Raw genomic sequence first — 24065 nt, forward strand, 5'->3', positions numbered from 1 at the left:
AAAAGTCGCGGCGTCCGGCGAACCGGACGCCGTGCAGATTGGAGCTGATCAGACCTGGTAGTAGCGCTTGGCGCGCTCGGCTGCGCGTGCGGCTGCCGCCTTCGGCGTCACGGAGCCCGACGCCGCCTCGGCGAACATGTCGACGACGACGAAGTCGCCCATCACGGCGGCTGAGGCATAGCCGAGATCGCCGGCATAGCCGTTATCGCGGCAGCGCTTCAGGCAGTCGCGATACGGCGTGATCTTCGGATCCGACGTCCACACCGGGTTGTCGTTGTAGGCCGGAAGCGGCGGCGACACGTAGCCGTTGGAAGAGACCTCCCAGGCGTCGTAGTTCGCCTTGTCCATCATGAACTTGATGTATTCCTTGACCGCCTTCGGATACTTCGAGTGCTTGTAGCCGTAATAGACGAGTACGTTCTGCTGCTCGGTCGACACGCCCACGGGCCCGATCGGCATCGGCGCGTGGTTCATGTCCTTGGCGATCTCCTGCTGCTTCGGGTCGGTCGAGTTCTTTCCGACGGTCCAGATCGAGATGCCGTTCAGCGTCAGGCTAAGCTCGCCGTTGAGGAACGCCTTGTTGTTGTTCGAGTCGTTCCACGACAGCACGCCGGGGATGAAGGTCTCATAGAGCTGCTTGACGTATTCGAGCGCGGCGATCGTCTCCGGCGAGTCGATCACGACCTCGTTCTTCTCGTTGACGACCTTGCCGCCGAAGGCCCACAGCGCCCACTGGCACCAACCGTTGGCGTCACCCGTGGCGTGGCCGAGCGCGAAGCCGGCCGGCGTGTTGTTCTTCTTCAGCGCCTGGCAGAGCTTGAGGAAGCCGGCGGTGTCCTTGGGAAATTCATCGAAGCCGGCGGCCTTCACGTGACTGACGCGGTAGTTGAGGCAGCCGCCGGTCGCGCCCTGCGGAATGGCGATCCAGCTGTTGCCCTTCTTGCCGTAGCGTTCAGCAACCGGATACCAGCCGCCATATTGCGCGCCGAGATAGTCGGCGACGTCAGTCATGTCGATCAGCTTTTCCGGGAACTTGTGGGGATCATCGAGCGTGCCGATGATCAGGTCGGGACCGGCGCCGACATTGGCGGCGACCGCGGCTTTCGGGCGGATGTCCTCCCAGCTCTCGGCCTCGAGCTTGACCTTGACGCCGGTCTTCTCGGAAAACGCCTTGGTCTGCTCGGCGAATTTGTCGAACTCGGCCTGAATGAACTGCTTCCAGCGCAGCACGCGGATGGAGGCGTTCGCCTCGGGCGTGTTGGTCCACTCCGCCGCGCGCACCGGGACGATGCCCGGGCCGGCCAGCAGCGCCGCGCCGCCCAGACCGACTTTAAGCACACTTCGCCTGTCGAAATCGCTCATCGTTCTCTCCCTAAATTTTATATTTGTATTGGGTCGTCTTTTATTGGGCAGTTCTGCTTGGGCAGTTCTTCGGCGTCGCTACACGCGTTTGCCCGTCGCCTCGTCGAACAGATGAATTACGGAAGGATCGGGCTTCAGCTTGACCTTGTCACCCGGGTTGAACTGGTGACGTTCGCGGAAGACCGCGACGACCTGCTCACCACCGAGCTTCGCAAACACCTGCGTTTCCGAGCCGGTCGGCTCGACCACGACGATCTCGGCATCGGCGCCGTCGTCAGCGATGGTGAAATGCTCTGGGCGTACGCCGTAAACGACAGGACGCCCGTCGGACGCCGCCGGCGCGTTCCTGAGCGGCAGCTTCACGCCATTCGGCCCCTCGAAGGTCGCAACGCCGTTGACGCGCACATGCCCCTTCAGGAAGTTCATGGACGGCGAGCCGATAAAGCCGGCGACGAACTGGTTCTCGGGCTTGTCGTAGAGCTCGAGCGGCGTACCCATCTGCTCGACGATGCCGTCATGCATGACGACGATCTTGTCGGCCATGGTCATGGCCTCGATCTGATCGTGGGTGACGTAGACCGTCGTGGTCTTCAGCCGCTGGTGCAGCTCCTTGATCTCGGTGCGCATCGCGACGCGCAGCTTGGCGTCGAGGTTCGACAAGGGCTCGTCGAACAGGAAGACCTGCGGGTCGCGCACGATGGCGCGGCCCATGGCGACGCGCTGGCGCTGGCCGCCGGAGAGCTGGCGCGGATAGCGTTCGAGCAGCGGCGACAGTGCCAGGATCTCGGCGGCGCGCTTGACGCGCTTGTTGATCTCTTCGGTGCTTTCGCCCCGCAGCTTCATCGAGAAGCCCATGTTCTCGCCGACCGTCATGTGCGGATAGAGCGCGTAGTTCTGGAACACCATCGCAATGTCCCGCTCCTTGGGCTGGACATTGTTGACGACGCGGTCGCCGATCGAGATCGTGCCAGAGGTGATGTTCTCGAGACCGGCAAGCATGCGCAGAAGCGTCGACTTGCCGCAGCCGGAGGGACCAACCAGGACAACGAACTGGCCGTCCTCGATCGGAATCGAAACGCCGTGCAGGACTTCAAAATTGCCGAACGATTTCCGCACGTCGCGGATTTGCACAGACGACATCTAGCTCCCTCCTCGAAAGTCCACGACGCATCTCGCGCCGCGACCGTCTTGTTTTTTCAGACTTCACCGAACGAAGCCCGACCTTAGCGGGCGACATTGTCGGCAGTTTGTGCGGTTTTGGCAATTTGTCTTTGGTTAGTCCGTGCTGGTAGCGCTGTCAACGTTCCTTTGTTTGCCACAGTGAGTGTGTTAAGAGCAGCAAATGGGTCGAAACCGCACCAAGTCAGGCAAAATCCGGCTGGCGGAAGTCGCCGAGCTCGCCGGCGTAAGCCCGATCACAGCGTCCCGCTTCTTCCGCAATCCCGAGGCGCTGTCGCTCGCCAAACGGACACGGGTCGAGAGCGCGGCCAGGGAGCTCGGCTATGTGCCGAACCTGGCGGCGCGCGCGTTGGCTTCGCAGCGCACCGAGGTGATCGGTGTCTTGATTCCGTCACTGACCAATAATGTGTTCTCCGACGTGCTGCGCGGCATCTACGACGCCTCCGAAAACAGCCGTTACTCGATCCAGTTGTCCAACACACGCTACAGTATTCTCCAGGAGGAGAAGCTGCTGCGCCTGTTTCTCGCGCAGAAGCCGGCCGGGCTGATCGTCACCGGCATCGACCAGACCACGGAATCGCGCGCGATGCTCGATGCCGCCGACTGCCCGATCGTGCAAATCATGGAGATCGGGCCCCATCCGGTCGACATGATGATCGGCTTTTCGCACTATGACGCAGCCCGTGCGGCGGTTGCACATCTGTTCGCGCAAGGTCACCGCAAGATCGGCTTCGTCGGCGCGCGGATGGATCCGCGGGTACAGCGGCGACTCGACGGATACGTCTCGGCCATGAAGGACGCAGGACTATTCGAGCAACGCCTCGTCGTCACGACAGCGACTCCGACCTCGGTGACGCTCGGAGGCGCCCTGTTCACCGATCTCCTGGCGCGGGAGCCAGGCATGGACGCGGTGTTCTGCGCCAATGACGACCTCGCGCTGGGTGTGCTGTTCGAATGCAGGCGCCGCGAGATCGCCATCCCCGAACAGATCGCGATCGTCGGCTTCAACGATCTCGAATTCATGGCCTCCGCCGTTCCGACTCTCACGAGCGTACGCACCAACCGCTACGAGATGGGGAACACGGCAGCCAGCATGCTGATCGACGCGATCGACGGACGGCGTCCGGAGCATCCGGTGCTCGATCTCGGCTTCAAGGTGATCGAGCGGCAAAGCTCGTCGGCCCGGCGGTCGGACAACCGGCCAGCCGCTTCAGGCACAGGCGCTGCGAACAAAATGGTAGCGTTACCAAGCGGCCATGACTAGTATCGGATTTGTGAGGAAACGACCCGCCAGCGGGCAGGCAAATCGTCGCTCGCGCCGTTGGGCATCGCACAAGCCGATACCATAAAACGGACGCCAGTGCGTTTGCATTGCAGGAGAAACCAATGACAAAAAAACCAACCAATGGGCATGCCCCCGCCGGCAACGGCGCTCGCCGCCACCTCCGCTCGCAGGAATGGTTCAACAATCCGCATAATCCGGGCATGACCGCGCTCTATATGGAGCGCTATCTGAACTATGGTCTCACCCGCACCGAGCTCCAGTCCGGCAAACCGATCATCGGCATCGCGCAGACCGGCAACGACCTCTCCCCTTGCAACCGCCACCATATCGAGCTTGCCCATCGCGTTCGCGAAGGCATCCGCGAGGCCGGCGGCATCGCGATGGAATTCCCGACGCATCCGATCCAGGAGACCGGCAAGCGCCCGACCGCGGCGCTCGACCGCAACCTCGCTTATCTCGGCCTCGTCGAAATCCTCTACGGTTATCCGCTCGACGGCGTGGTGCTGACCACCGGCTGCGACAAGACCACGCCGGCCTGCATGATGGCGGCGGCCACCGTCAACCTGCCCGCGATCGTGCTGTCGGGCGGGCCGATGCTGAACGGCTGGCACAATGGCGAGCGCACCGGCTCCGGCACCATCGTCTGGAAATCGCGCGAGCGCCTCGCCGCTGGCGAGATCGACTATGAAGAATTCATGGAAATCGTGGCGTCATCGGCGCCCTCGGTCGGCCATTGCAACACCATGGGCACCGCCTCCACCATGAACGGGCTTGCCGAAGCGCTCGGCTTCTCGCTTCCGGGCTGTGCGGCGATCCCCGCCCCCTATCGCGAGCGCGGCCAGATCGCCTACGAGACGGGAAAACGCATCGTCGACATGGTCTGGGAAGACCTCAAGCCCTCGGACATCCTGACCCGCAAGGCGTTCGAAAACTGCATCGTGATCAATTCAGCGATCGGCGGCTCGACCAACGCGCCGATCCACATCAACGCGCTGGCGCGCCACATCGGCGTCGAGCTCTCCATCGACGACTGGCAGAAGGTCGGCCACGACGTGCCGCTGCTGGTCAACATGCAGCCGGCCGGCTTCTATCTCGGCGAGGAATTCCACCGCGCCGGCGGCGTGCCGGCCGTGGTGCGCGAGTTGATGAAGCACAAGCGCATCCACGAGGACGCGGTCACGGTCAACGGACGCGGCATCGGCGAGAATTGCGCCAATGCACCAAAGCCCGACAACGACGTGATCTGGGCTTACGACAAGCCGCTGGTGAAGGACGCCGGCTTCCTGGTGCTGAAGGGCAATCTGTTCGATTCCGCGATCATGAAGACCAGCGTGATCTCCAAGGAATTCCGCGATCGCTACCTCAGCAATCCGACCGATCTCAATGCCTTCGAGGGCCGCGCCGTCGTGTTCGAGGGGCCTGAGGACTATCACGAGCGGATCGACGATCCCTCGCTCGAGATCGACGAGCGCTGCGTGCTGTTCATCCGCGGCACCGGCCCGATCGGCTATCCCGGCGGCGCCGAGGTCGTGAACATGCAGCCGCCTGCGGCGCTGATCAAGCGCGGCATCATGTCCCTGCCCTGCATCGGCGACGGCCGGCAGTCAGGCACCTCGGGCTCACCTTCGATTCTCAATGCTTCGCCGGAAGCCGCCGCCAATGGCGGGCTCGCGATCCTCAGGAACGGCGACAAGGTGCGCGTCGATCTGAACAAGGGCAGCGCCAACATTCTCATCTCGGACGACGAGGTGAAGAAGCGCCACGCCGAGCTCAAGGCCAATGGCGGCTTCAAGCATCCGCCGAACCAGACGCCGTGGCAGGAGCTTTATCGCAACACCGTCGGCCAGCACGCGACCGGCGCCTGCATGGAGCTCGCCACGCGCTACCAGAACGTCGCCGGCAGCTTTGGTGTAGCGCGGGATAATCACTGAGTTAGGAACACGTAGCTCGGGTGAGCGAAGCGACACCCGGGACATCCGCTCCCGGATATCGCGCTCGCGCGCTCATCCGGGCTACGGCACTGAGCATCGAGGAGAACAACAAATGGCAGACCGCCTCAAGGGAAAGCGCGCCGTCATCACGGCTGCAGCGGCAGGCATCGGACGCGCATGCGCCATCGCATTCGCGCGTGAAGGCGCAACCGTCGTCGCCACCGACATCAACGAGAGCGGCATCGCGGGCCTGACCAAGGAAGGCATCGCCGAGGTCGCCAAGCTCGACGTCCGCAACACCGCCGACGTCAACGCCTTCGCCAAGCGTGTCGGCAAGGTCGACATCCTGCTCAACGCGGCCGGCTTCGTGCACCACGGCACCATCCTCGAATGCTCGGAAGAGGATTTTGATTTCTCGTTCGACCTCAACGTCAAGTCGATGCACCGGACCATCAGGGCCTTCCTGCCGGACATGCTCGCCGGCGGCGGCGGCAGCATCGTCAACATCTCCTCCTGCGCGGCGCTGCGGCCGCCGGCCAACCGCTACGTCTACAGCGCCTCGAAGGCGGCCGTGTCGCTGCTGACGCGCGCGGTCGCGCTCGACTTCATCACCAAGGGCATCCGCTGCAACAGCATCTGCCCCGGCACCGTCGAGACGCCTTCGATGCTCGACCGCGCCGCGGCGCAAGGACCGCAGGGCAAGGAGATGTTCGTCTCCCGCCAGAAGATGGGTCGGCTCGGCACCGCCGACGAGATCGCGTCCATGGCGGTCTATCTCGGCAGTGACGAGAGCGCCTTCACCACCGGCGTCGACCTTGTCGTCGACGGCGGCTACATGCTCTGACGCCAAGGCATCCGGCATGAACAAGATCGATCTCAACGACCGTGTCGCCGTCGTCACCGGCGGTGCGCAAGGCTTCGGCCGCGCCATCGTTCAGCGCTTCGTCGCCTCCGGCGCCAAGGTCGCGATCTGGGATTTCGACGCCACGCTGGCCGATAAGACGGCAAAGGAAATCGGCGACAACGCCCGCGTCTTCAAGGTCGACGTCACCGATACCGCGGCCGTCGAGCAGGCCCGCGACGCGACGCTTGCCGCCTTCGGCAAGATCGACATCCTCGTCAACAATGCCGGCATTGCCGGGGTCAACAAGCCGGTCTGGGAGACCGATCTCGAGGAATGGCGCAAAGTTCTACGCATCAACCTGGATGGCCCCTTCATCTGCTGCAAGGCGGTCGTGCCCGCGATGCTGAAGCAGAAATACGGACGTATCATCAACATCGCCTCGATCGCCGGCAAGGAAGGCAATCCGAACGCCTCGCACTATTCGGCGTCCAAGGCCGGTCTGATCGCGCTGACGAAGTCGCTCGGCAAGGAATTGGCCACGCACGACATCCTCGTCAATGCGGTGACGCCCGCGGCTGCGAAGACCGCGATCTTCGACCAGATGACGCAGCAGCATATCGACTTCATGCTGTCGAAAATCCCGAAGGCCCGCTTTGTGCTGGTGGAAGAGCTGGCCGCCATGGTGAGCTGGCTCGCATCCGAGGACTGCGCGTTCTCGACCGGCGCCGTGTTCGACATCTCGGGTGGACGGGCAACCTATTGAGGCAGCCATGATCAGAGAGGGCGGATGTCTGTGCGGCGCGGTGCGGTTCAAGGCGGAAGGTGAGCCGCTCAACGTTCGCATCTGCCATTGCCGCATGTGCCAGAAGGCAATGGGCTCGCCCTACTTCGTCCGCGCGCAGTTCGACCAGCGCGCACTGACGGTCGAGGGCGATACCGCCCGCTATGCGTCGTCCGAGAACATCGACCGCGTGTTCTGCAAACGCTGCGGCACGCGGCTGTTCTCCTGGCGACGCAACGGCACGCTGGCGGGCGTCGCACTGACGACGTTCGACGATCGCAACGCCTTCGCGCCGACCGAGCACATCTGGGTCTCTGAGAAGCTCGCCTGGCTGAAGCTTGACGACGGGCTGACGCAGTATCCGGGGACGATTCCTGCATGAATTGCACAAGTGCACGGCAGGTTCGGGGCGCCGATCATTTGCGGCGTGGCATTTCGGAACCGGCCACCCTATGTTGAGGTGAAGCGTTGCTGCACCGGTTGGCTGGTCGGCTGCAAGACCGCAGGCAAACCGGGACGGACGAGCCGTGAACATTTCTTTGTATGACCTCTCGGTGTGGGTGCTGCCGCTGGTGCTCGCCATCACCTTCCACGAGGCTGCGCACGCCTTCGTCGCATATCGTCTCGGTGACGATACCGCATGGCAGCTCGGCCGTGTCAGCTTTAACCCGCTCCGCCACATCGACCCGTTCGGCACGCTGATATTGCCGGCGATGCTGCTGTTCGCGCATTCGCCGTTCCTGTTCGGCTATGCCAAGCCCGTGCCCGTGAATTTCCGCAAGCTCAACAACCCCAGGCTCGGCATGGTGTGGGTGGCGCTGGCCGGGCCCGCCACCAACATCCTGCTGGCGCTGGCGGCAGCTCTTGCCCTGCACGCCCTGCCCTTGGCTCCGGCCAACTCGGCGCAATGGATCGTCGACAATCTCGAGAACGCACTGCTGATCAACGCGGTGCTAGCGGTGTTCAACATGATGCCGATCCCGCCGCTCGACGGCGGGCGCGTCGCGGTCGGGCTGCTGCCCCGGCCGCTCGCCCTGCCGCTGGCCCGGCTCGAGCCGTTCGGGATGCTGATCCTGATCGGCTTGCTGATCCTGCTACCGCTGGCGGGCTCGCAGTTCGGTCTAAATCTTGATGTTATTTCAGCAATACTGCGAACGTTGACCGGTTATGTGATTCAGGCTGTTCTCTTTCTGACCGGCAATGCTTAGTTGAACAGCCACACCCGAACACAAGCCGAAGGGCCAGAGGCCGACTTGGTCAAAGCTGCCGATATGCTGATCGCGCGACGCGCCGATACCCGCGCCCGCGCCGATTTCGCCACCTGGAAGATGATGGCCAAGCTCAACGGGTCGTCCGCGCTGCCTCCGGGCGCGCAGGAGTTCCTCGCGAGCTACAAGAACCTGCAGGCGCAAATGAACGAGGGTGAGGCTACCGAGGCCACCATCGGCGCCATCTACAAGGCCTACTATGCCGAGATGGGCGGCGCGGGAACCCCGCCTGACGTCCGCCCTCGGGCGGCCGAACCGGCTGCGGACAATGTTACCGCTTTCCGCCGCCCAGAACCGAAGCCGAAGAAGACCGGTTTCTTCGGGGCAGCGACCGCGGGCACAAACCAGCAACGGCCGCTCCCGGTGGCCCTGATCTTCGCCTGCCTGGTCGTGGTCTATGTCGGGATCAGGCTCTACTGGCGCTGAGCCGTCTTCTTCTTTTTCTTTGCGTCCGGCGGCGTGAAGATGATGTCGACGGTGCGCTCGAACCGGTCGTCGGTCAGGCTGGCAGGCGGCTGCGGGATCGGATCGGACTTGCGGACGATCGAGATCGCGGCCGCATCGTAAGCTGCATCCCCGGACGACTCGACAACGTCGACTGAAAGCACGTTGCCCCGCCGATTGATCGCGAAGCTGACCTTGACCTTCTGATTGTTGGGCTCCTTGCCCTCCGGGTTGACCTTGTGGGCCGTGAGATGCGCGCTGATCTTGCGATTCCAGTCGGCTGTCAGCTTCAAAATATCCTTGCCGATGCCGAGCACAGGCGCCAGCGCCTTCTCGGCCTCGCGCGCGTCCTCGTCGAGTGTCTGCCGCGCCGTCGCAACGGACTTCGGCGAAGCTTCCGCAGCGGGCGTTTCGACCGCCGCAATCTTCGGATCCTCGTCCTGCGGCTTTTTCGAGATGTTTTCGGTGACGACCCGATCGGGATCGTCGACCTGTTGCGACTGATCCTTTGGAAGCTCGGTTTCCTTGGTCTCGGCCTTTTGCTCGGGAAGCGCCTGCTGCTCCTGCATCGCTTCGCTATCCGGTCCCGGCGGAAGGTCGGTGTCAGGCGCCTTCGGCGAGGCCATCTCGACTGCGAACTCCGCGCCGGCCGCGCCGAGGCCATCGTCGCCGTCATCGGCCCGCAGGTGCGCCAGCGCAAGCGCGGCACCGCCCAGATGCAGCGCGAGCGCCGCCAGAGCTGCCAAAATCCAAAGCGTCCGGGCTGGTCTGGACTCGTCCGACATAGCGGGCCTCTAAGGCTGAGCGGCGCCTGCCGCAGGCGCCCCCGGAGCGCCTTCCAGCGCAACCAGCTTCACCCGCGAATAGCCGCCTGAGCGCAACAGCTCCATGACGCCCATCAACTCGCCATACGGCACCGAGCGGTCGGCGCGCAGGAAGACATACTTGTCCTTGCTCATGTCGGACAGGCCGTCGAGGGTACCGATCAACTCGGCGCGCTGCACCGGGTTCTCCCCGATGGCAAGCGTCAAATCGGGCTTGATGCTGAGATAGGTTGGCTTATCCGGCTTCTTCTGCGGCGTCGCACTCGACGTCGGCAAATCGATCGGCAGGTCGACGGTCGAGAGCGGCGCTGCGACCATGAAAATGATCAGCAGCACCAGGATGACGTCGATGAACGGCGTGACGTTGATCTCATGCGTTTCGCCGAAATCGTCGTCGTCATCATTGTCTGCGAGCGAAACGCCCATGGTTCACTCCGCCGCGCGCGAATGCACGCTGCCGTGGCTGCGGTCGAGATCACGCGAGAGCAACCGCCCCGCCGCGCCCGACGCACGGCTGACGAGTTCGAGATAGCTCTTCGTCACGCGCGAGAAGTAATTGTAGATGATGACGGCGGGAATGGCGGCGACCAGACCGATCGCGGTGGCGAGCAGCGCCTCGGCGATACCGGGCGCGACGACGGCGAGGTTCGTGGTCTGCGACTTCGAGATGCCGATGAAGCTGTTCATGATGCCCCACACCGTGCCGAACAGACCGACGAACGGCGAGGTCGAGCCGATGGTTGCGAGCACGCCCATGCCGACGCGGATGCGCCGCGCCTCCGCGCGCATGATCTCGGAGAAGCTCGAAGCCGCGCGCTCCTTGATACCGGTATCGCTGGAGAGGCCGGCCGACATCCGCGCCTCGCGCAACGCCGCAGCCAGGAAGGCCGGCAGGATGCCCCCCTTGGCGCCGAGCGCCATCTGCGCTTCCGCGAGCGAGCGCGCCTCTGCGATCCTCTTCAGCGCCGAACGAAGCCTGGTCGCGGCGATCGACAATTCGATCGACTTGGCGATCAGCACCGTCCAGGTCATCAGCGATGCAAAAGCGAGCCCGATCATCACCGCCTTCACGATGATGTCCGCCGACATGAACATCACCCAGGGCGACAATTCCTTCATGGCGGGCGCAATGCCGGCTGCGGTATCAGACTTTGCAGCCGCGGGCGCGGCAGCTTGGGGCGCCGCAGGCGGAGCAACAACCGGGGCCGGGCCGAGCGCGGACGGCTGAGCCGTCGACTGGACCGGTGCCGCGGGCGCGGCTTGCGTCTGGGCAGAAACAGGGGATGCAAGCCAGGCGGCCGCCAGCACCAGAGCTGCGGCAAGGCTTGCTTGGAAGGACATGATCTTCATACTTCGGCCCAGTAGCGAATGAGGTTGTGATAGATACCCGTCAATTTGACCGTTTCGGGATCGTCACGCCCGAGCCGTTCCACCAGCGCCTGTATCGCGGTGTCGAGGTCAAAGATCATGCTCCGGGCTTGATCGTCCCGTATCATGCTCTGAAGCCAGAAGAAAGATGCAACCCGCGTTCCCCTGGTCACCGGGGTCACGAGATGGAGGCTGGTCGAGGGATAGAGCACGCAGTCCCCGGCTTGCAACTTGACTTCGTGCGAACCGTAGCTGTCCTCGATCACAAGTTCGCCACCGTCGTACTCCTCCGGCTCGGCCAGGAACAGCGTCACCGAGAGGTCTGTGCGGATGCGAAGGCCGGTCAGGCGGTCGCCGCGGATGGCATTGTCGACATGCAGGCCGAAATGGTGGCCGCTGCTGGCTGCATAGCGGTTGAACAGCGGCGGGAAGATCTGGAGCGGGATCGCGGCCGCGATGAAGCGCGGGTTCGACGTCAATGCCGAGATGATGCGGTTGCCGAGCTTGCGCGCGACCTCGCTGTCCGGCGGCAATTGCTCGTTGCGCTTGACCATCGCCGACTGCGAGCCCGCGGTGGAGCGCCCGTCTTCCCAATTGCTGGCGTCCATGATGCGGCGGAAATCCGCCACATCATCCTTGCTCAGGACACCGTCTATGCACGTCAGCATGGCCCCTCGTTATGGCTTCATCAGTAGCGCGCCGAGATCACCAGATAGGCGGCGCGACCCGGTGCTTCCAGCACGAAGGGCGCAGCGCTCTGGTACAGTGCGTCGTAGTAGCGTTTGTCGAAGATGTTGTTGACGAACAGCTTGACCTGCCAGTTCTTGTTGATCTTGGCTTCCGCAAAAGCGTCAAACCGCCAATAGCCCGGGATGGATGTTCCCTGGTTCGCCGCAAGCAACGTGCCGCCGCGGATCCCGGAGCGGTAGACTGCCTGTCCGCCAAGCTCCCAGACATCGGTGAGCTGGTATTTGGACAGCATGCTGAACGACTGATGCGCAATGTTGGCGAGCGGCAGCCCGACATTGGTCGGATACAGCGTCGTGTTAGCCGACGGCGCTTGCGACTTCGTCACTTCCGACTGCATCAGCACCAGGCCGCCGAACACGCTCCATTTGTCGGTGATCTTGCCGCCAACGCCGAGATCAATCCCGCGGATGCGGTAGGCTGCCCCCGCCGTGATACACGATATGTTGCCAGTCGTTCCAGTCGGATAAACGCATCCCAAGGGCGCAGCCGCGGCCGCACTGCCGACGTTCTGCGACTCGCGCGCATTCTCCTTCGTGGTCTGGAACAGCGCCGCGGTCAGAAGCAGATGACGATCGAACAGCTCCCATTTGGTGCCGAGTTCGATGGCCTTATTTTTCTCGGGACCGAATATCTGCGTGTTGCCGCCGGCGAGGGTTGGATTAAGGCCGCCATAGGCCGTGCTGGTGCCGTCGAACTCGGCGCCGACAGGGTTCGCCGAGGTCGCGTACGCCACATAGACGCTGCCGTTCGGTGCAGGCTTGAGCGTAAGGCCAAGATTGAAGTTGGGGATCAGGAATTCCGCCGATTGCTGGCCACCGGTGCCGACCTTCGACGTCTTGACGCTGTAGTCATCATAGCGAAAGCCGCCATTGAGGATCACGAAGTCACGATAGTTCGCGCTATCCATGACGTAGCCGCTGACGGTGTCGATGCCGATCTTGGTAGGGGTTCCGGTGAGGCTCGGAATTCCGAAGGGAAGATTCGCATATTGCGGAGCGAATGCGCTGACATCGGTCTTCGAGCCGCTACCGCTAAACGGCACACCGGTGGTCAGTTCCGAGCTGAGGCCGGTATAGCTGTCGATCGACGATCTCTCGCGGTCGTACTCGACACCGCCAAGCAATGTGTGCCTGAAGCCCGCATCGTCGTTGAACTTGTATGTGGCCTCGGTCTGGTTGGCAAACACATCCGTGACCTGGAAGCGACTCTGCGGATTTGCACTCAGTGTCCAGGCCGAGGGCGGACCGACGAGCTTCGGCGCTTCAGCAAGCGTCCCGATGTAGTTCTGGCTCGACCGCGAAGCGCGCAATTTGTTGCTGACCACCAGATCGGGGGTGATCTGCACTTCCGCGTTGAGGGTGCCGATGTCCTGACCGGTCCGGAAGAAGTCGCGATTGACGAAGCCGTACCAATTGTTGCGGTTGACGCCGAAGTCCGGAAACGGACCGCCGGCGGTCGACGTCGTGCTCGGCCGGTAATAGGGCACGCCGAAATCTGGGCGCCCGGTCAGCTCGGTATGGATGTAGTTGCCGGTGATCTTGATCGCCTCGGTCGGCTTCCACGTCGTTGCGACGAAAGCGCCATTACGGTTGTCGGTAACGTAGTCACGACCGGCAACATTGGCGTCCTGAAACAGACCGCCGGCGCGAACGGCGAGCGTCGGGTTGATCACCTGGTTGACGTCGAGCGTGACACGCTTGGTCTGGTCGGTGCCAAACGTCGTGTCCATGTTGTAGAAGCTCTTGTCCGAATTTGCCTGCTTAGTGACGATGTTGATCGCACCGCCAGCGATACCGCGGCCGGAAAAGGTCGAGCCGGGACCACGCAGGATCTCGACCTGCTCGGTGAAGAAGTTCTCGCGAACGCTCACGCCGGAATCGCGTACGCCGTCGATGAAGATGTCGTTGCGGGCATCGAAGCCGCGAATGAAAAAACGGTCTCCGAACGCATTGCCGCCCTCGCCTGAACCGAGCGTCACGCCGGCCGTGCTCAGAATCGCCTGCTTCAGCGACGTGGCGTTCTTGTCCGCGAGCACTTCCTTGCTGAGAACCGTGATGGATTTCGGCGTATCGACCAGCTTCTCCGGGAATTTGCCGCTGGCCTGCACGTGATCGACCTTGTAGGGCGCGGCCGGATCCGCATACGGATTGGCGTCGGCGGGGCCGGACGGCGTGGTGGGAGCGGTCTGCTGCGCCGCCTGCTGGCGCTGCGCGGCGCGGCGAAGCGCATTACGCGCGCGGACCTGGTCCGCCGTCGGCTTCGAAGCCACCGGGCGCGGACGCGCGACCGGCGCATCGACCGTTACCGGCGGCAGGTTCGACTGCTGCGCCTCCGCGCCGCTCGACACCGATGCTGCTGCGATCAGGCCCGCGACAGCGGAGACCTTTTTGCCGGAAACGCTCGTGAACTTTTCATCGAATGCTGCGACCGAACGCAACGACTTCGGTGCGACCACCTGCCCCATTACCAAACACGCCCCATATTCCTGTTCGCCCATTCACTTCGATGAGCGATTGGAGTGTTGGTATCGGCCGCAAAATTGCGGGTCAATGCGAGCAAGCCGCGAGAACGCTTGAATAAGTCCAGATCAAAGCGATTCTAAACTGCAGTTTGAAATCGTTCTAAAGCACGATTGGAGTGGTTCTAAAGAGCGCACGAAAATGCCGCGAGATCGGCGGTCGCGCGCGCATCCTCAATCGCTGCTCGGCGGCTTCATCAGCGAGAACAATTCGTCGACGGTCTTCCGCGCCACCGCGCGCACGCGATCGCTGTCGTCCATGCCCGCGATGTTGACGCCGTTGACGACGGCTCTGATCTCGTCGCGGAAGTCGGTGAGAAAGCGCAAGGGATCACGCTGCTCGTTGGCGACGCGTGCGATCAGTCCCGTGATCAGGATCTGACACGCGATCAGCTTGCCGTTCAGTTCGTCCATGCTGCGCTCCCGTTGTGGCGCGCCGATATGACTGATGCCGGTTTGCCTGACAACCGAAACGGCCTCCGCGCGACTTAGAACCGTTCTTGCGAGCCGCCCCGCGCAGCGCATCCCTATCCCGCGCACACCGCTTCCGAGCATTGCACAAGATTTACTCGCGGATCGTTCGCCGCGGGGGAATGCAGCACTGCACACCGTAGTGACACGGAGCTGCCTAAGCAGTGCAAAGCTTTCCAATTGTTTAGGATTCTCAGCCGATAGTGCTGTTTACACTGGAACTTGGCGTGTATTATACAAGCGCGCTGGAACCCTATGATTGCCCCAAAATTCGTAACTAAGGGCATACCAGCCGACACGAGACGAAATGAAAAAGTCCCGGCCGATCCTCTGGATTCTGATCGTCGCGGCCGTGGCCTCCGCGGGTTACTATGCTTGGCAGAAATTCGGCTCGCCCGACGCCGGAAAAACCCAGACCGCACAGAAGGGGCCGCAGCGCCCGCCCGCCGTCCCCGTGAGCGTTTCGCCGGTCCAGAAGGTGGACTTTCCGGTTTACCTGACCGGTCTCGGCACGGTTGCGGGCTTCAACACCGTCCAAGTCCGGACCAGGGTGGACGGCCAGATCGACAAGATCGCCTTCACCGAAGGCCAGATCGTCAAGGAGGGCGAGCTCCTCGCCTCGATCGATCCCCGCCCCTATCAGGCCACGCTCGACCAGGCCAAGGCCAAGAAGGCCCAGGACGAGGCAAATCTGGCCAACGCCAATCTCGAGCTCCAGCGCGCCATGAAACTCGGCGAATTCGCCACCGCACAGCGGGTCGACACCCAGCGCTCCACGGTCGCCCAGCTCACCGCGCAGATCGCCGCCGACGAAGCTTCGATCTCCAACGCGCAGACGCAGCTCGACTACACCCAGGTCAAGGCGCCGATCACCGGCGTCGCGGGCCTGCGCCAGGTCGACGTCGGCAACATCGTCAATTCCTCGACGCAGACCGGCATCGTCACGATCTCGCAGGTCGAGCCGATCTCGGTGATCTTCACCGCGCCGGAAGATCAGTTGCCCTATATCAGCGAGGGCCAGAAAACTGGCGCGCTCAGGGTGATCGCCTTCACCACCGACGGCAAGAAGACGCTGGCCGAGGGCAAGCTCGCGGTCATCAACAACCAGGTCGACACGAGCAGCGGCACGATCCGGCTCAAGGCGGTGTTCGAGAACAAGGACCACGCGCTTTGGCCCGGTCAATCGGTGTCGACGCGCCTGCTGGTGCGCACCCTGAAGGATGCGACCGTTGTCCCGGATGACGCGGTCCAGCACTCCACCAACGGCCTCTACGCTTATACTGTCAATCAGGACAACAAGGCTGAGGTGCACAAGATCAAGGTCAGCTACGCCATCGACGGACGTTCGGTCGTCGACGAAGGGCTCACGCCCGGACAGCAGGTGATCACCGGCGGCCAATTCAAGGTCCAGCCGGGAAGCCTCGTCTCCACGGCCGTGGCGAGTACGGATCCGGCCCAGAACAAGGTTCGACGGGAATGAACGCGGGCGGGATTTCGGCACCTTTCATCCGTTATCCCATCGGCACCTCGCTGCTGATGGCCGGCATTCTCTTCGTCGGTCTCGTCGCCTATCCCCTGCTGCCCGTCGCGCCCCTGCCGCAGGTGGACTTCCCGACCATCCAGATCACCGCCAATCTGCCGGGCGGCAGCCCGGAGACCATGGCCTCGTCGGTGGCCCAGCCGCTCGAACGGCAATTCGCCCAGATTCCCGGCATCGCCCAGATGACCTCGACGAGCTATCTGGGCACCGCGTCGATCACCATCCAGTTCGACCTCAACCGCAGCATCGACGGCGCCGCCAACGACGTGCAGGGCGCCATCAACGCCGCGAGCGGTCAGCTGCCGAAGAACCTGCCCTCGCCGCCGACCTACCGCAAGGTCAACCCGGCCGACGCGCCGATCCTGCTGTTGTCGGCAACCTCCGAGACAATGCCGCTGACCAGCGTCAGCGACGCGGTCGATGCCCAGCTCGCCCAGCAGATCAGCCAGCTTTCCGGCGTGGCGCAGGTCTTCATCGGCGGCCAGCAGAAGCCGTCTATCCGCATCCAGATCGACCCGGCGAAACTCGTCGCCAAGGGCCTGTCGATGGAGGACGTGCGCAGCCAGATCGCGATCACCACGGTCGACAGTCCGAAGGGCAACATCGACGGCGACAAACGCGCCTACACGATCTACGCCAACGACCAGCTGACCCAGTCCAAGGACTGGAACGACGTCATCATCGCCTATCGCAACGGCGGTCCGTTGCGGATCCGCGACATCGGCCAGGCGGTCAGCGGCCCCGAGGACGCCAAGCAGGCGGCCTGGGCCAACGGCAAACGCGGCGTGTTCCTGGTGGTGTTCAAGCAGCCCGGCGCCAACGTCATCGAGACCGTCGACCGGATCAAGGCGACATTGCCTCGCCTCGTCGCAGCGATCCCTCCCGCGATCAAGATCGAGGTCATCAGCGACCGCACCACGACAATCCGCGCCGCGGTCGAAGACGTCCAGTTCACGCTGCTGCTGACCATTGCGCTGGTGGTCATGGTCATCTTCATCTTCCTGCGCAGCTTCTGGGCGACCGTCATTCCCACCATCACGGTGCCGCTAGCGCTGCTGGGCGCCTGCGCGCTGATGTGGGTGTTCGGCTATTCGCTCGACAATCTGTCGCTGATGGCGCTCACCATCGCGGTCGGATTCGTCGTCGACGACGCCATCGTGATGCTGGAGAACATCACGCGCTACATCGAGGAAGGCGAATCGCCGATGGCGGCGGCCTTCAAGGGCTCGAAGGAAATCGGCTTCACCATCGTGTCGATCAGCATCTCGCTGGTTGCGGTGCTGATTCCGCTGCTGCTGATGGGCGGGATCATCGGACGCCTGTTCCGCGAATTCGCCGTCGTGCTGGCGATGACGATCTTCGTCTCGATGTTCGTGTCGCTGACCCTGACGCCGATGATGGCCTCACGCTTCCTACGCGCCCATGGCGAGGTCACCCACGGCAAATTCTACCAGTGGAGCGAGCGCGGCTTCGATGCGATGTTGCGCGGCTACGAATGGGTGCTCGACCATGCCCTGGCCTGGCGCCGCACCACGCTCACGATCTTCTTCGCGACTCTCGCCCTGTCGGTCTATCTGTTCGTGCTGATCCCGAAAGGGTTCTTCCCGCAACAGGACGTCGGCCTGATCACCGCGACCTCGGAAGCCTCCCAGGACATCTCGTTCGCGGAGATGCAGCGCCGCCAGGTCGAGCTCGGCAAGATCGTGATGGACGATCCCGACATCGCATCCATCGCGATGAACATCGGCGGCAGCGGCCGCGCCGGCAACAACGGCAACATGTTCATCACGCTGAAGCCGCGCAACGAGCGCGAAGCCTCCGCGCAGCAGATCATCGCCCGGCTGCGTCCCAAGCTCGAGAAGGTGTCCGGCGCCCGCCTCTACATGCAGGCGGCTCAGGACGTCCGGCTCGGCGGCCGCCCGACGCGTACGCAGTTCGAGTTCACTCTACAGGACGCCGATCTCACCGAGCTCAACGACTGGGCGCCGAAGATCCTCGCCAAGATGCAGACCTTGCCGCAACTGCGCGACGTCGCGACAGACCAGCAAACCCAGGGCACCACGGTTCAGCTCAAGATCAATCGTGATACCGCAGCGCGTTATGGAATCCAGCCGCAGCTGATCGACGACACGCTGTACGACGCCTTCGGACAGCGTCAGGTCACGCAGTATTTTACCCAGCTCAACACCTACAAGGTGATCCTCGAGATCCTGCCGGAGATGCAGGGCAGCCTCGAGAGCCTGAACAAGCTCTACCTGAAATCTCCGCTGACCGGCGACCAGGTGCCGCTGTCGACATTTGCGACCTGGAGCACCGATCCGGTCCGCCCGCTCTCGATCAGCCACCAGGGCCAGTTCCCGGCGATCACGATCAGCTTCAACCTCGCCCAGGGCGTCGCGCTCGGTCAGGCCACGGAGGCCGTGCAGAAGGCGATGGCCGATCTCGGCGCGCCGCCGACGCTCAATTCGAGCTTCCAGGGCACGGCACAGGCGTTCCAGCAGTCGCTGGGCACCGTGCCGCTCCTCATCCTCGCTGCGCTGGTCGTGGTCTATCTGATCCTCGGCATCCTCTACGAGAGCTACATCCATCCGATCACGATTCTGTCGACCCTGCCCTCGGCCGGTGTCGGCGCGCTCGCGATCCTGATGGCGGCGGGCTTCGAGTTCAGCCTCATTGCTTTGATCGGAGTCATTCTGCTGATCGGCATCGTGAAGAAGAACGGCATCATGATGGTGGACTTCGCCATCGCTGCGGAGCGCGACGAGCACAAGACACCGGCGGAATCGATCCGGCAGGCGGCGCTGTTGCGCTTCCGTCCGATCATGATGACAACGATGGCTGCCCTGCTCGGCGGCGTGCCACTGATGCTCGGCCACGGCACCGGCGCCGAGATTCGCCAGCCGCTCGGCTACGCCATGGTCGGCGGTCTGATCGTCAGCCAGGCGCTGACGCTGTTCACCACCCCGGTCGTCTATCTCTATCTCGACGAGCTCAACAACTGGTTCTCGGGCTGGGGCCGTAAGGGTGACGGCGAAGGCGACGAGACAGTCGAGCACGGCACCGTTAAGGAAGCTGCCGAGTAGCAGCTTGCACCGCGCGCCTCACGACGTTACAGCGAGGCTCTCGCTTCACGTCAACGCGGTTTTGCCATGCCCATGCAATCCAGACTTGTCGCCCTTATCGCCGCTGTCCTGTTGTCGGCGGGTGCCGCGCATGCCCAGCAAGGCGCCAAGAAGAACGCGGCTCCCTCTGCCCCGGCGGCACAGCCGGCTCCGGCGCAACCGCAGGCTGACGGCGCTCCGGCGCAGCAGCCCGGCTGGGTCGTGCGCTGCACCAGCGTCAGCCGCGACGCACCGCTCGAATGCGCGATGGAGCAGAACGCGGTCCTGACCAAGACCGGCCAGACCATCGTCCTGATCAACATCCGCATCGCGCCCGACACCCGCACACCGGTGGCGCTGCTGCAATTGCCGCTCGGCCTCAACCTTCCCATCGGCGCCAAGCTCCAGGTCGACGACGGCAAGACGGTCGATCTCCCAATCCAGACCTGCGAGAACCGCGGCTGCTACGCCTCGACGCCGATCGCACCGGACCTGCTTGCGACCTTGCGGTCGGGCAAACAGCTCAAGGTCTCCTTCCAGAACATGGCCAAGGAAACGATCGCGATCCCGATGCCGCTCGGCGATTTCGCGGCGGCCTACGACAAGATCAAGTAGCTCTTTCGCGCGTTCACTGCCGCGCCATCTGCGCGTTGCCGACGGCGTCGCCGTCGAGCTTCTGGTCGTCGTGCATGGTGACGGTGACGCGCGAGAGCCGTCCTTCGAATTCGAACGGCGTCACGCAATGCGACACCGGGCTGCCTCGGTCGCGGCCGACGGCATCTTGCGCTCCGAGCGGACGATCTGATGACTGCCGCCGATGTTGAGGTCGTGCACGAGATGGCCGGCCTTGACGTAAAGGCTATATCGGCAAGTGACGGCTTGCCACGAGGCTGCATTGACAAGCACCGACGTGTGGGCCTGGTCAGCCCCCTCACCACACGGGGTCGCTCGCCCTCAGCAGCGTCGTGAAGCCGCCATAGATCATGCGTTTGCCGTCGAACGGCATGCCGTCCAACTTCAGCCGCGGGTCCGCCATCACCTTCTTGTTGACGGCGTCGCGAGTCTCCCGGTCGCGATAGACGATCCAGGAAAACACCACGATCTCGTTCTCCTTCGCCATCACGGCACGCGGAAACGAGGTGAGCTCGCCATAGGGCACGTCGTCGCCGATGCATTCGACGTAATCGAGCGCACCGTGCTCCATCCAGATCGCGCAGGCCGTTTTCGCCAGCGCCTTGTAAGCCTCGATCTTGTCCTTCGGCACGGCCAGCACGAAACCATCGACATAGGGCATCACGGATCTCCTTGGTGTGTGTGTCCGAAGGACGATGCGGCGCCTGACGATCCGACCAGGAAGCGTGATTTTCGGATGAGGCAAACGGTCGCGCGCCGCCGGGGCGCGCCGCCGGAGTCCGCGATCCCACGGCCCGCACGCCCCAAGTGGACCGCAAAACACCCTGCGTCGCAGCGCTTGCCAGCCCACAGCCGAGCGGGTAGAAACCCTCCCACGCCTGAGCCGTGATTTGCGCGATAAGTGCCATCGGCCACAGCCGGACAAATCAACAAGTCATTGAATTTGTTCGGCTATTCCGTTGGGGAATGGTGTAACGGTAGCACAACAGACTCTGACTCTGTTTGTCTAGGTTCGAATCCTAGTTCCCCAGCCACTCCAGATAGGCAGCTCACAATCAGATCGTCAGAGGTTGCGCTCTATTTGAGCGGCCGCTAAATCACGATGCGATCGAAGTCGGCGGCGATCCGCGTGTTCGGAAAAATCATGGTCGCTTCGGCCAAAATCTCTTCGTCCCGATAACGCCCCGACATGTGATTCAGCACGAGTTGCCCGACGTTGTTCGCGGCAGCAAATGAAGCCGCCTCGCGTGCGGTGAGATGGCCATAGTCCCGTGCGGTCGCGGCGTCGCGATCGAGGAAGGTCGCCTCGATCACCAGCAGATCGGCGTTGGCGACATGTTCGGACAGCCCGTCGGTAGTTTCGGTGTCGCCGATGACCACGAGCTTCCTGCCGCCGCTCGGCGGCCCCAGAACGTCTTCCGAATCGATCGTACGGCCGGCGATCACGACTGGTCGTCCCGCGGCCAGTTCTCCACGTAGCGGCCCATCGGGAACACCGAGTTCGGCGAGGCGCTCCCGCTCAAGATGGCGACGTGCGGGACTCTGGAAGCAAAAACCAAAGCTGTCGGTGTCGCGGTGGCGAACCGGAAAGCAGTCGATGGTGAAGTCGCCGGCGTCGATAACCTGTCCTTCGGCTAGCGGTGCGAACTCCACGGGGATCGGCGCCCTGCCCGCGCCCCACAGGCCGGCAAGCATGCGGGTGACGATGTCGAGCGTGCCCTGCCCTCCATGGACGGTCATCACGTCCGATTGCTGGCGCAACCCCAGCGTCGAGAAGAGACCGGGGATGCCGAGCACGTGATCGAGATGGGCATGCGTCAGCAGGATGCGGTCAAGCCGTCGAAAGCCCGCGCCGCTGCGCAGCAACTGGCGCTGCGTACCCTCGCCGCAATCGATGAGGACGCGCTTGCCCGCCGCCCCCACCAGGAGAGCCGGATGGTTGCGCTCCGCCGACGGAACGCTGGCGGAGGTCCCAAGGAATGTCAGGGCGAACATGCTCGTCAGTATCCAGGCTTCACCGCCCCCAATGCCACGTGAGTAGCAGCGCGTACAGAGCCCATCGATCGCGCATAGAGCGGGGCAAGAAGTGCGTATCCCGCGATCTGATGGCCGGGCGCCGCCTTCGGCCCCCGACCGGCGGACAGATCTGGTTCCCGTTGCGCGGCCTCCTCATCCCATCTGCCAAATTGCATGCTCGATACTCGGATCGATTTGCAGCCGAGCGACATCGACGCGGCGATGCAAGACAATGGAGATCGTGATGCCGCCCGGATCGACCGCCACTGACTGGGACTATGGTTCGATCAGCACATTGCTGAGCGCCCTACACGCGCGCAACATTTCTGCGTCGGAGTTGATCGAGCATACGATCGCGCGCATCGAGGCGCTGGACGGGCGGATCAATGCCGTCATCGTTCGCGATTTCGATCACGCACGAGACGCCGCGCGCGCCGCCGATGCCGCGCTTGGCCGCGGCGAGCGGCAGCCATTGCTCGGCATCCCCGTGACGTTGAAAGAACCGTTCAACGTCGCCGGCCTGCCGACGACATGGGGCTTTCCGCATTTCAAAGATTTCCAACCGGCGGAGGACGCCCTTGTCGTCTCGCGGTTGAAGGCGGCGGGTGCTGTCATCATCGGCAAGACCAATATCCCGATCGGTCTGCGGGATTTTCAGAGCTACAATGAGATCTACGGGACGACGAACAATCCGTGGGATCTCGGCCGATCGCCCGGCGGCTCCTCAGGCGGATCGGGCGCGGCGCTGGCCGCAGGGTTCGGTCCGCTCTCAATCGGCTCGGATATCGGCGGCTCGATCCGGGTGCCGGCACATTTCTGCGGTGTGTTCGGACACAAGCCGAGCCACGGCCTGGTCCCGCTGCGCGGATACAACCTGCCGCCGGCGCCGCCCGTGCCTGGCCAGGGCGATCTGGCTGTCGTCGGGCCGATGACGCGCACCGCCTCGGATCTCGCACTCGCGCTCGACGTGATCGCGGGGCCGGATGAGACGCGCGACGGGATCGGCTATCGTCTTGCGCTGCCGGCCCCGCGACACGACCAGCTCAGGGATTTCAGGATCCTCGTGATCGATACGCATCCGTTGATGCCGACGGGCGATGCCGTGCGTTCCGCCATCGGGCGGCTGTCGGAACGGCTCGAACGATCAGGCGCACGGGTCGCGCGCTCGAGTGCGTCACTGCCCGATCTCGCCGAATCCGCGCGGCTCTACATGAAGCTGTTGAACGCGGCGCGAAGTCCACGCCTGACACCGGCCGCCTTCGCAGAGGCGCAAGGCGTTGCCGCGGCACTCTCGCCCGACGACCGCAGCCTGCAGGCCGAGCGCGCGCGCGGCTGGGGCATGATCCATCGCGAATGGCTCGCGACCGATGCGACGCGCTTGCGGCTGCAACAACGGTGGCAGGAGCTGTTCCGCGATTTCGACGCAGTGATCTACCCGGCCGCCGCCGTGCCGGCCTTTCCACAGGACCAGTCCGAGCCGTTCGACGCGCGGCAACTCGATATCGATGGACAGCTCTATCCCTATGCCGATGCGTGCTTCATCTGGGCAGACCCCGCTTCGACCTGCGGACTGCCTGCAACGGCCGTTCCGATCGAGCGCACGCCATCGGGCCTGCCAATCGGCGTCCAGATCATCGGGCCTTATCTCGAGGATCGCACGACGATTGCGCTCGCCGGACTGATCGAACGCGCGTTCGGCGGCTTCGTCCCGCCGCCGTTGTTGGCTGCAAAGTAATGGCGAGCTGATCGA

General features: G+C 63.5%; 21 protein-coding genes and 1 tRNA gene. 12 read left to right on the forward strand and 10 right to left on the reverse strand.

Going from position 1 to position 24065, the window contains the following annotated elements; translation table 11 throughout:
• Window positions 1-48: 48 nt before the first annotated feature.
• Complete coding sequence (locus ABIB90_RS16920) at window positions 49-1362, reverse strand: ABC transporter substrate-binding protein (protein ID WP_354127903.1); 1314 nt, start codon at window positions 1360-1362, stop codon at window positions 49-51.
• 78 nt (window positions 1363-1440) lie between these two features.
• Window positions 1441-2502, reverse strand: a complete 1062-nt coding sequence (locus tag ABIB90_RS16925) for an ABC transporter ATP-binding protein (protein WP_007592328.1) — start codon at window positions 2500-2502, stop codon at window positions 1441-1443.
• Between the two features lie 202 nt (window positions 2503-2704).
• On the opposite strand from ABIB90_RS16925, the gene gntR reads away from it, so the two are divergent.
• The 7 genes from gntR to ABIB90_RS16960 all read left to right on the forward strand — a co-directional run bounded on the left by gntR (window position 2705) and on the right by ABIB90_RS16960 (window position 9076).
• A complete protein-coding gene (gntR, locus tag ABIB90_RS16930; protein WP_007592329.1) occupies window positions 2705-3805 on the forward strand; it encodes an HTH-type transcriptional regulator GntR in 1101 nt (366 codons plus the stop codon).
• 122 nt (window positions 3806-3927) lie between these two features.
• Window positions 3928-5757: an IlvD/Edd family dehydratase gene (locus tag ABIB90_RS16935; RefSeq protein ID WP_354161366.1), complete on the forward strand. Its 1830-nt coding sequence runs from the start codon at window positions 3928-3930 to the stop codon at window positions 5755-5757.
• Between the two features lie 112 nt (window positions 5758-5869).
• The gene (locus ABIB90_RS16940) at window positions 5870-6601 is read left to right on the forward strand and encodes an SDR family oxidoreductase (RefSeq protein ID WP_354161363.1); all 732 of its coding nucleotides are present in this window, start codon (window positions 5870-5872) and stop codon (window positions 6599-6601) included.
• A gap of 16 nt (window positions 6602-6617) precedes the next feature.
• Window positions 6618-7364 (forward strand): SDR family NAD(P)-dependent oxidoreductase, encoded by a 747-nt coding sequence (locus ABIB90_RS16945; protein WP_354161360.1) that lies wholly within the window; start codon window positions 6618-6620, stop codon window positions 7362-7364.
• 7 nt (window positions 7365-7371) lie between these two features.
• The gene (locus tag ABIB90_RS16950; protein ID WP_211396363.1) at window positions 7372-7764 is read left to right on the forward strand and encodes a GFA family protein; all 393 of its coding nucleotides are present in this window, start codon (window positions 7372-7374) and stop codon (window positions 7762-7764) included.
• 145 nt (window positions 7765-7909) lie between these two features.
• The gene (locus ABIB90_RS16955; RefSeq protein WP_354161356.1) at window positions 7910-8590 is read left to right on the forward strand and encodes a site-2 protease family protein; all 681 of its coding nucleotides are present in this window, start codon (window positions 7910-7912) and stop codon (window positions 8588-8590) included.
• Between the two features lie 63 nt (window positions 8591-8653).
• A complete protein-coding gene (locus tag ABIB90_RS16960) occupies window positions 8654-9076 on the forward strand; it encodes a hypothetical protein (protein WP_354161536.1) in 423 nt (140 codons plus the stop codon).
• Here the strand turns inward: ABIB90_RS16960 and ABIB90_RS16965 are convergent.
• From ABIB90_RS16965 to ABIB90_RS16990, 6 genes are all read right to left on the reverse strand, one after another.
• Window positions 9064-9879: an energy transducer TonB gene (locus tag ABIB90_RS16965; protein ID WP_007592345.1), complete on the reverse strand. Its 816-nt coding sequence runs from the start codon at window positions 9877-9879 to the stop codon at window positions 9064-9066. The genes ABIB90_RS16960 and ABIB90_RS16965 overlap by 13 nt on opposite strands.
• Window positions 9880-9888: 9 nt before the next feature.
• On the reverse strand, window positions 9889-10344 hold the full coding sequence (exbD, locus tag ABIB90_RS16970; RefSeq protein ID WP_354161353.1) for a TonB system transport protein ExbD: 456 nt from the start codon (window positions 10342-10344) through the stop codon (window positions 9889-9891).
• 3 nt (window positions 10345-10347) lie between these two features.
• Entirely contained in the window at window positions 10348-11268 is a 921-nt protein-coding gene (gene exbB, locus ABIB90_RS16975) for a tonB-system energizer ExbB (protein ID WP_354161350.1), read from the reverse strand.
• Window positions 11265-11954, reverse strand: coding sequence for a Fe2+-dependent dioxygenase (locus ABIB90_RS16980; RefSeq protein ID WP_354161347.1), 690 nt, complete (start codon window positions 11952-11954; stop codon window positions 11265-11267). The genes exbB and ABIB90_RS16980 overlap by 4 nt, the downstream gene beginning before the upstream one ends.
• Before the next feature lie 20 nt (window positions 11955-11974).
• The gene (locus tag ABIB90_RS16985; RefSeq protein ID WP_354161344.1) at window positions 11975-14500 is read right to left on the reverse strand and encodes a TonB-dependent receptor; all 2526 of its coding nucleotides are present in this window, start codon (window positions 14498-14500) and stop codon (window positions 11975-11977) included.
• A gap of 228 nt (window positions 14501-14728) precedes the next feature.
• On the reverse strand, window positions 14729-14968 hold the full coding sequence (locus tag ABIB90_RS16990; RefSeq protein WP_007609012.1) for a hypothetical protein: 240 nt from the start codon (window positions 14966-14968) through the stop codon (window positions 14729-14731).
• Between the two features lie 364 nt (window positions 14969-15332).
• Here ABIB90_RS16990 and ABIB90_RS16995 point away from each other — a divergent pair, with 364 nt between their 5' ends.
• The 3 genes from ABIB90_RS16995 (at window position 15333) to ABIB90_RS17005 (ending at window position 20281) form a co-directional block, all read left to right on the forward strand.
• Window positions 15333-16505 (forward strand): efflux RND transporter periplasmic adaptor subunit, encoded by a 1173-nt coding sequence (locus ABIB90_RS16995; RefSeq protein ID WP_354161339.1) that lies wholly within the window; start codon window positions 15333-15335, stop codon window positions 16503-16505.
• Window positions 16502-19648 (forward strand): multidrug efflux RND transporter permease subunit, encoded by a 3147-nt coding sequence (locus tag ABIB90_RS17000; RefSeq protein WP_007592357.1) that lies wholly within the window; start codon window positions 16502-16504, stop codon window positions 19646-19648. The genes ABIB90_RS16995 and ABIB90_RS17000 overlap by 4 nt, the downstream gene beginning before the upstream one ends.
• Window positions 19649-19714: 66 nt before the next feature.
• Window positions 19715-20281 (forward strand): invasion associated locus B family protein, encoded by a 567-nt coding sequence (locus ABIB90_RS17005; protein WP_354161335.1) that lies wholly within the window; start codon window positions 19715-19717, stop codon window positions 20279-20281.
• A gap of 316 nt (window positions 20282-20597) precedes the next feature.
• Here ABIB90_RS17005 and ABIB90_RS17010 read toward each other — a convergent pair whose 3' ends face one another.
• Window positions 20598-20960, reverse strand: coding sequence for a DUF1428 domain-containing protein (locus tag ABIB90_RS17010; protein ID WP_007592362.1), 363 nt, complete (start codon window positions 20958-20960; stop codon window positions 20598-20600).
• A 299-nt stretch (window positions 20961-21259) separates the two neighbouring features.
• Here ABIB90_RS17010 and ABIB90_RS17015 point away from each other — a divergent pair.
• Window positions 21260-21333: transfer RNA gene (locus tag ABIB90_RS17015), tRNA-Gln, on the forward strand.
• 58 nt (window positions 21334-21391) lie between these two features.
• Here ABIB90_RS17015 and rnz read toward each other — a convergent pair.
• Window positions 21392-22294, reverse strand: a complete 903-nt coding sequence (rnz, locus tag ABIB90_RS17020) for a ribonuclease Z (RefSeq protein WP_219684637.1) — start codon at window positions 22292-22294, stop codon at window positions 21392-21394.
• Between the two features lie 265 nt (window positions 22295-22559).
• Between rnz and ABIB90_RS17025 the strand changes: the two genes are divergently transcribed.
• On the forward strand, window positions 22560-24050 hold the full coding sequence (locus tag ABIB90_RS17025) for an amidase (protein WP_502916971.1): 1491 nt from the start codon (window positions 22560-22562) through the stop codon (window positions 24048-24050).
• Window positions 24051-24065 lie beyond the last annotated feature (15 nt).

Origin of the sequence: Bradyrhizobium sp. JR4.1 (genome assembly GCF_040548605.1) — a bacterium.
Taxonomy (GTDB): Bacteria; Pseudomonadota; Alphaproteobacteria; order Rhizobiales; family Xanthobacteraceae; genus Bradyrhizobium; species Bradyrhizobium canariense.

Bases quoted from the DNA above. Each gene is read 5' to 3' on its own strand.
- ABIB90_RS16920 (WP_354127903.1), bottom strand. From the start codon at position 1,362: ATGAGCGATTTCGACAGGCGAAGTGTGCTTAAAGTCGGTCTGGGCGGC.
- ABIB90_RS16925 (WP_007592328.1), bottom strand. From the start codon at position 2,502: ATGTCGTCTGTGCAAATCCGCGACGTGCGGAAATCGTTCGGCAATTTT.
- gntR (WP_007592329.1), top strand. From the start codon at position 2,705: ATGGGTCGAAACCGCACCAAGTCAGGCAAAATCCGGCTGGCGGAAGTC.
- ABIB90_RS16935 (WP_354161366.1), top strand. From the start codon at position 3,928: ATGACAAAAAAACCAACCAATGGGCATGCCCCCGCCGGCAACGGCGCT.
- ABIB90_RS16940 (WP_354161363.1), top strand. From the start codon at position 5,870: ATGGCAGACCGCCTCAAGGGAAAGCGCGCCGTCATCACGGCTGCAGCG.
- ABIB90_RS16945 (WP_354161360.1), top strand. From the start codon at position 6,618: ATGAACAAGATCGATCTCAACGACCGTGTCGCCGTCGTCACCGGCGGT.
- ABIB90_RS16950 (WP_211396363.1), top strand. From the start codon at position 7,372: ATGATCAGAGAGGGCGGATGTCTGTGCGGCGCGGTGCGGTTCAAGGCG.
- ABIB90_RS16960 (WP_354161536.1), top strand. From the start codon at position 8,654: ATGCTGATCGCGCGACGCGCCGATACCCGCGCCCGCGCCGATTTCGCC.
- ABIB90_RS16965 (WP_007592345.1), bottom strand. From the start codon at position 9,879: ATGTCGGACGAGTCCAGACCAGCCCGGACGCTTTGGATTTTGGCAGCT.
- exbD (WP_354161353.1), bottom strand. From the start codon at position 10,344: ATGGGCGTTTCGCTCGCAGACAATGATGACGACGACGATTTCGGCGAA.
- exbB (WP_354161350.1), bottom strand. From the start codon at position 11,268: ATGAAGATCATGTCCTTCCAAGCAAGCCTTGCCGCAGCTCTGGTGCTG.
- ABIB90_RS16980 (WP_354161347.1), bottom strand. From the start codon at position 11,954: ATGCTGACGTGCATAGACGGTGTCCTGAGCAAGGATGATGTGGCGGAT.
- ABIB90_RS16985 (WP_354161344.1), bottom strand. From the start codon at position 14,500: ATGGGGCAGGTGGTCGCACCGAAGTCGTTGCGTTCGGTCGCAGCATTC.
- ABIB90_RS16990 (WP_007609012.1), bottom strand. From the start codon at position 14,968: ATGGACGAACTGAACGGCAAGCTGATCGCGTGTCAGATCCTGATCACG.
- ABIB90_RS16995 (WP_354161339.1), top strand. From the start codon at position 15,333: ATGAAAAAGTCCCGGCCGATCCTCTGGATTCTGATCGTCGCGGCCGTG.
- ABIB90_RS17000 (WP_007592357.1), top strand. From the start codon at position 16,502: ATGAACGCGGGCGGGATTTCGGCACCTTTCATCCGTTATCCCATCGGC.
- ABIB90_RS17005 (WP_354161335.1), top strand. From the start codon at position 19,715: ATGCCCATGCAATCCAGACTTGTCGCCCTTATCGCCGCTGTCCTGTTG.
- ABIB90_RS17010 (WP_007592362.1), bottom strand. From the start codon at position 20,960: ATGCCCTATGTCGATGGTTTCGTGCTGGCCGTGCCGAAGGACAAGATC.
- rnz (WP_219684637.1), bottom strand. From the start codon at position 22,294: ATGTTCGCCCTGACATTCCTTGGGACCTCCGCCAGCGTTCCGTCGGCG.
- ABIB90_RS17025 (WP_502916971.1), top strand. From the start codon at position 22,560: ATGCCGCCCGGATCGACCGCCACTGACTGGGACTATGGTTCGATCAGC.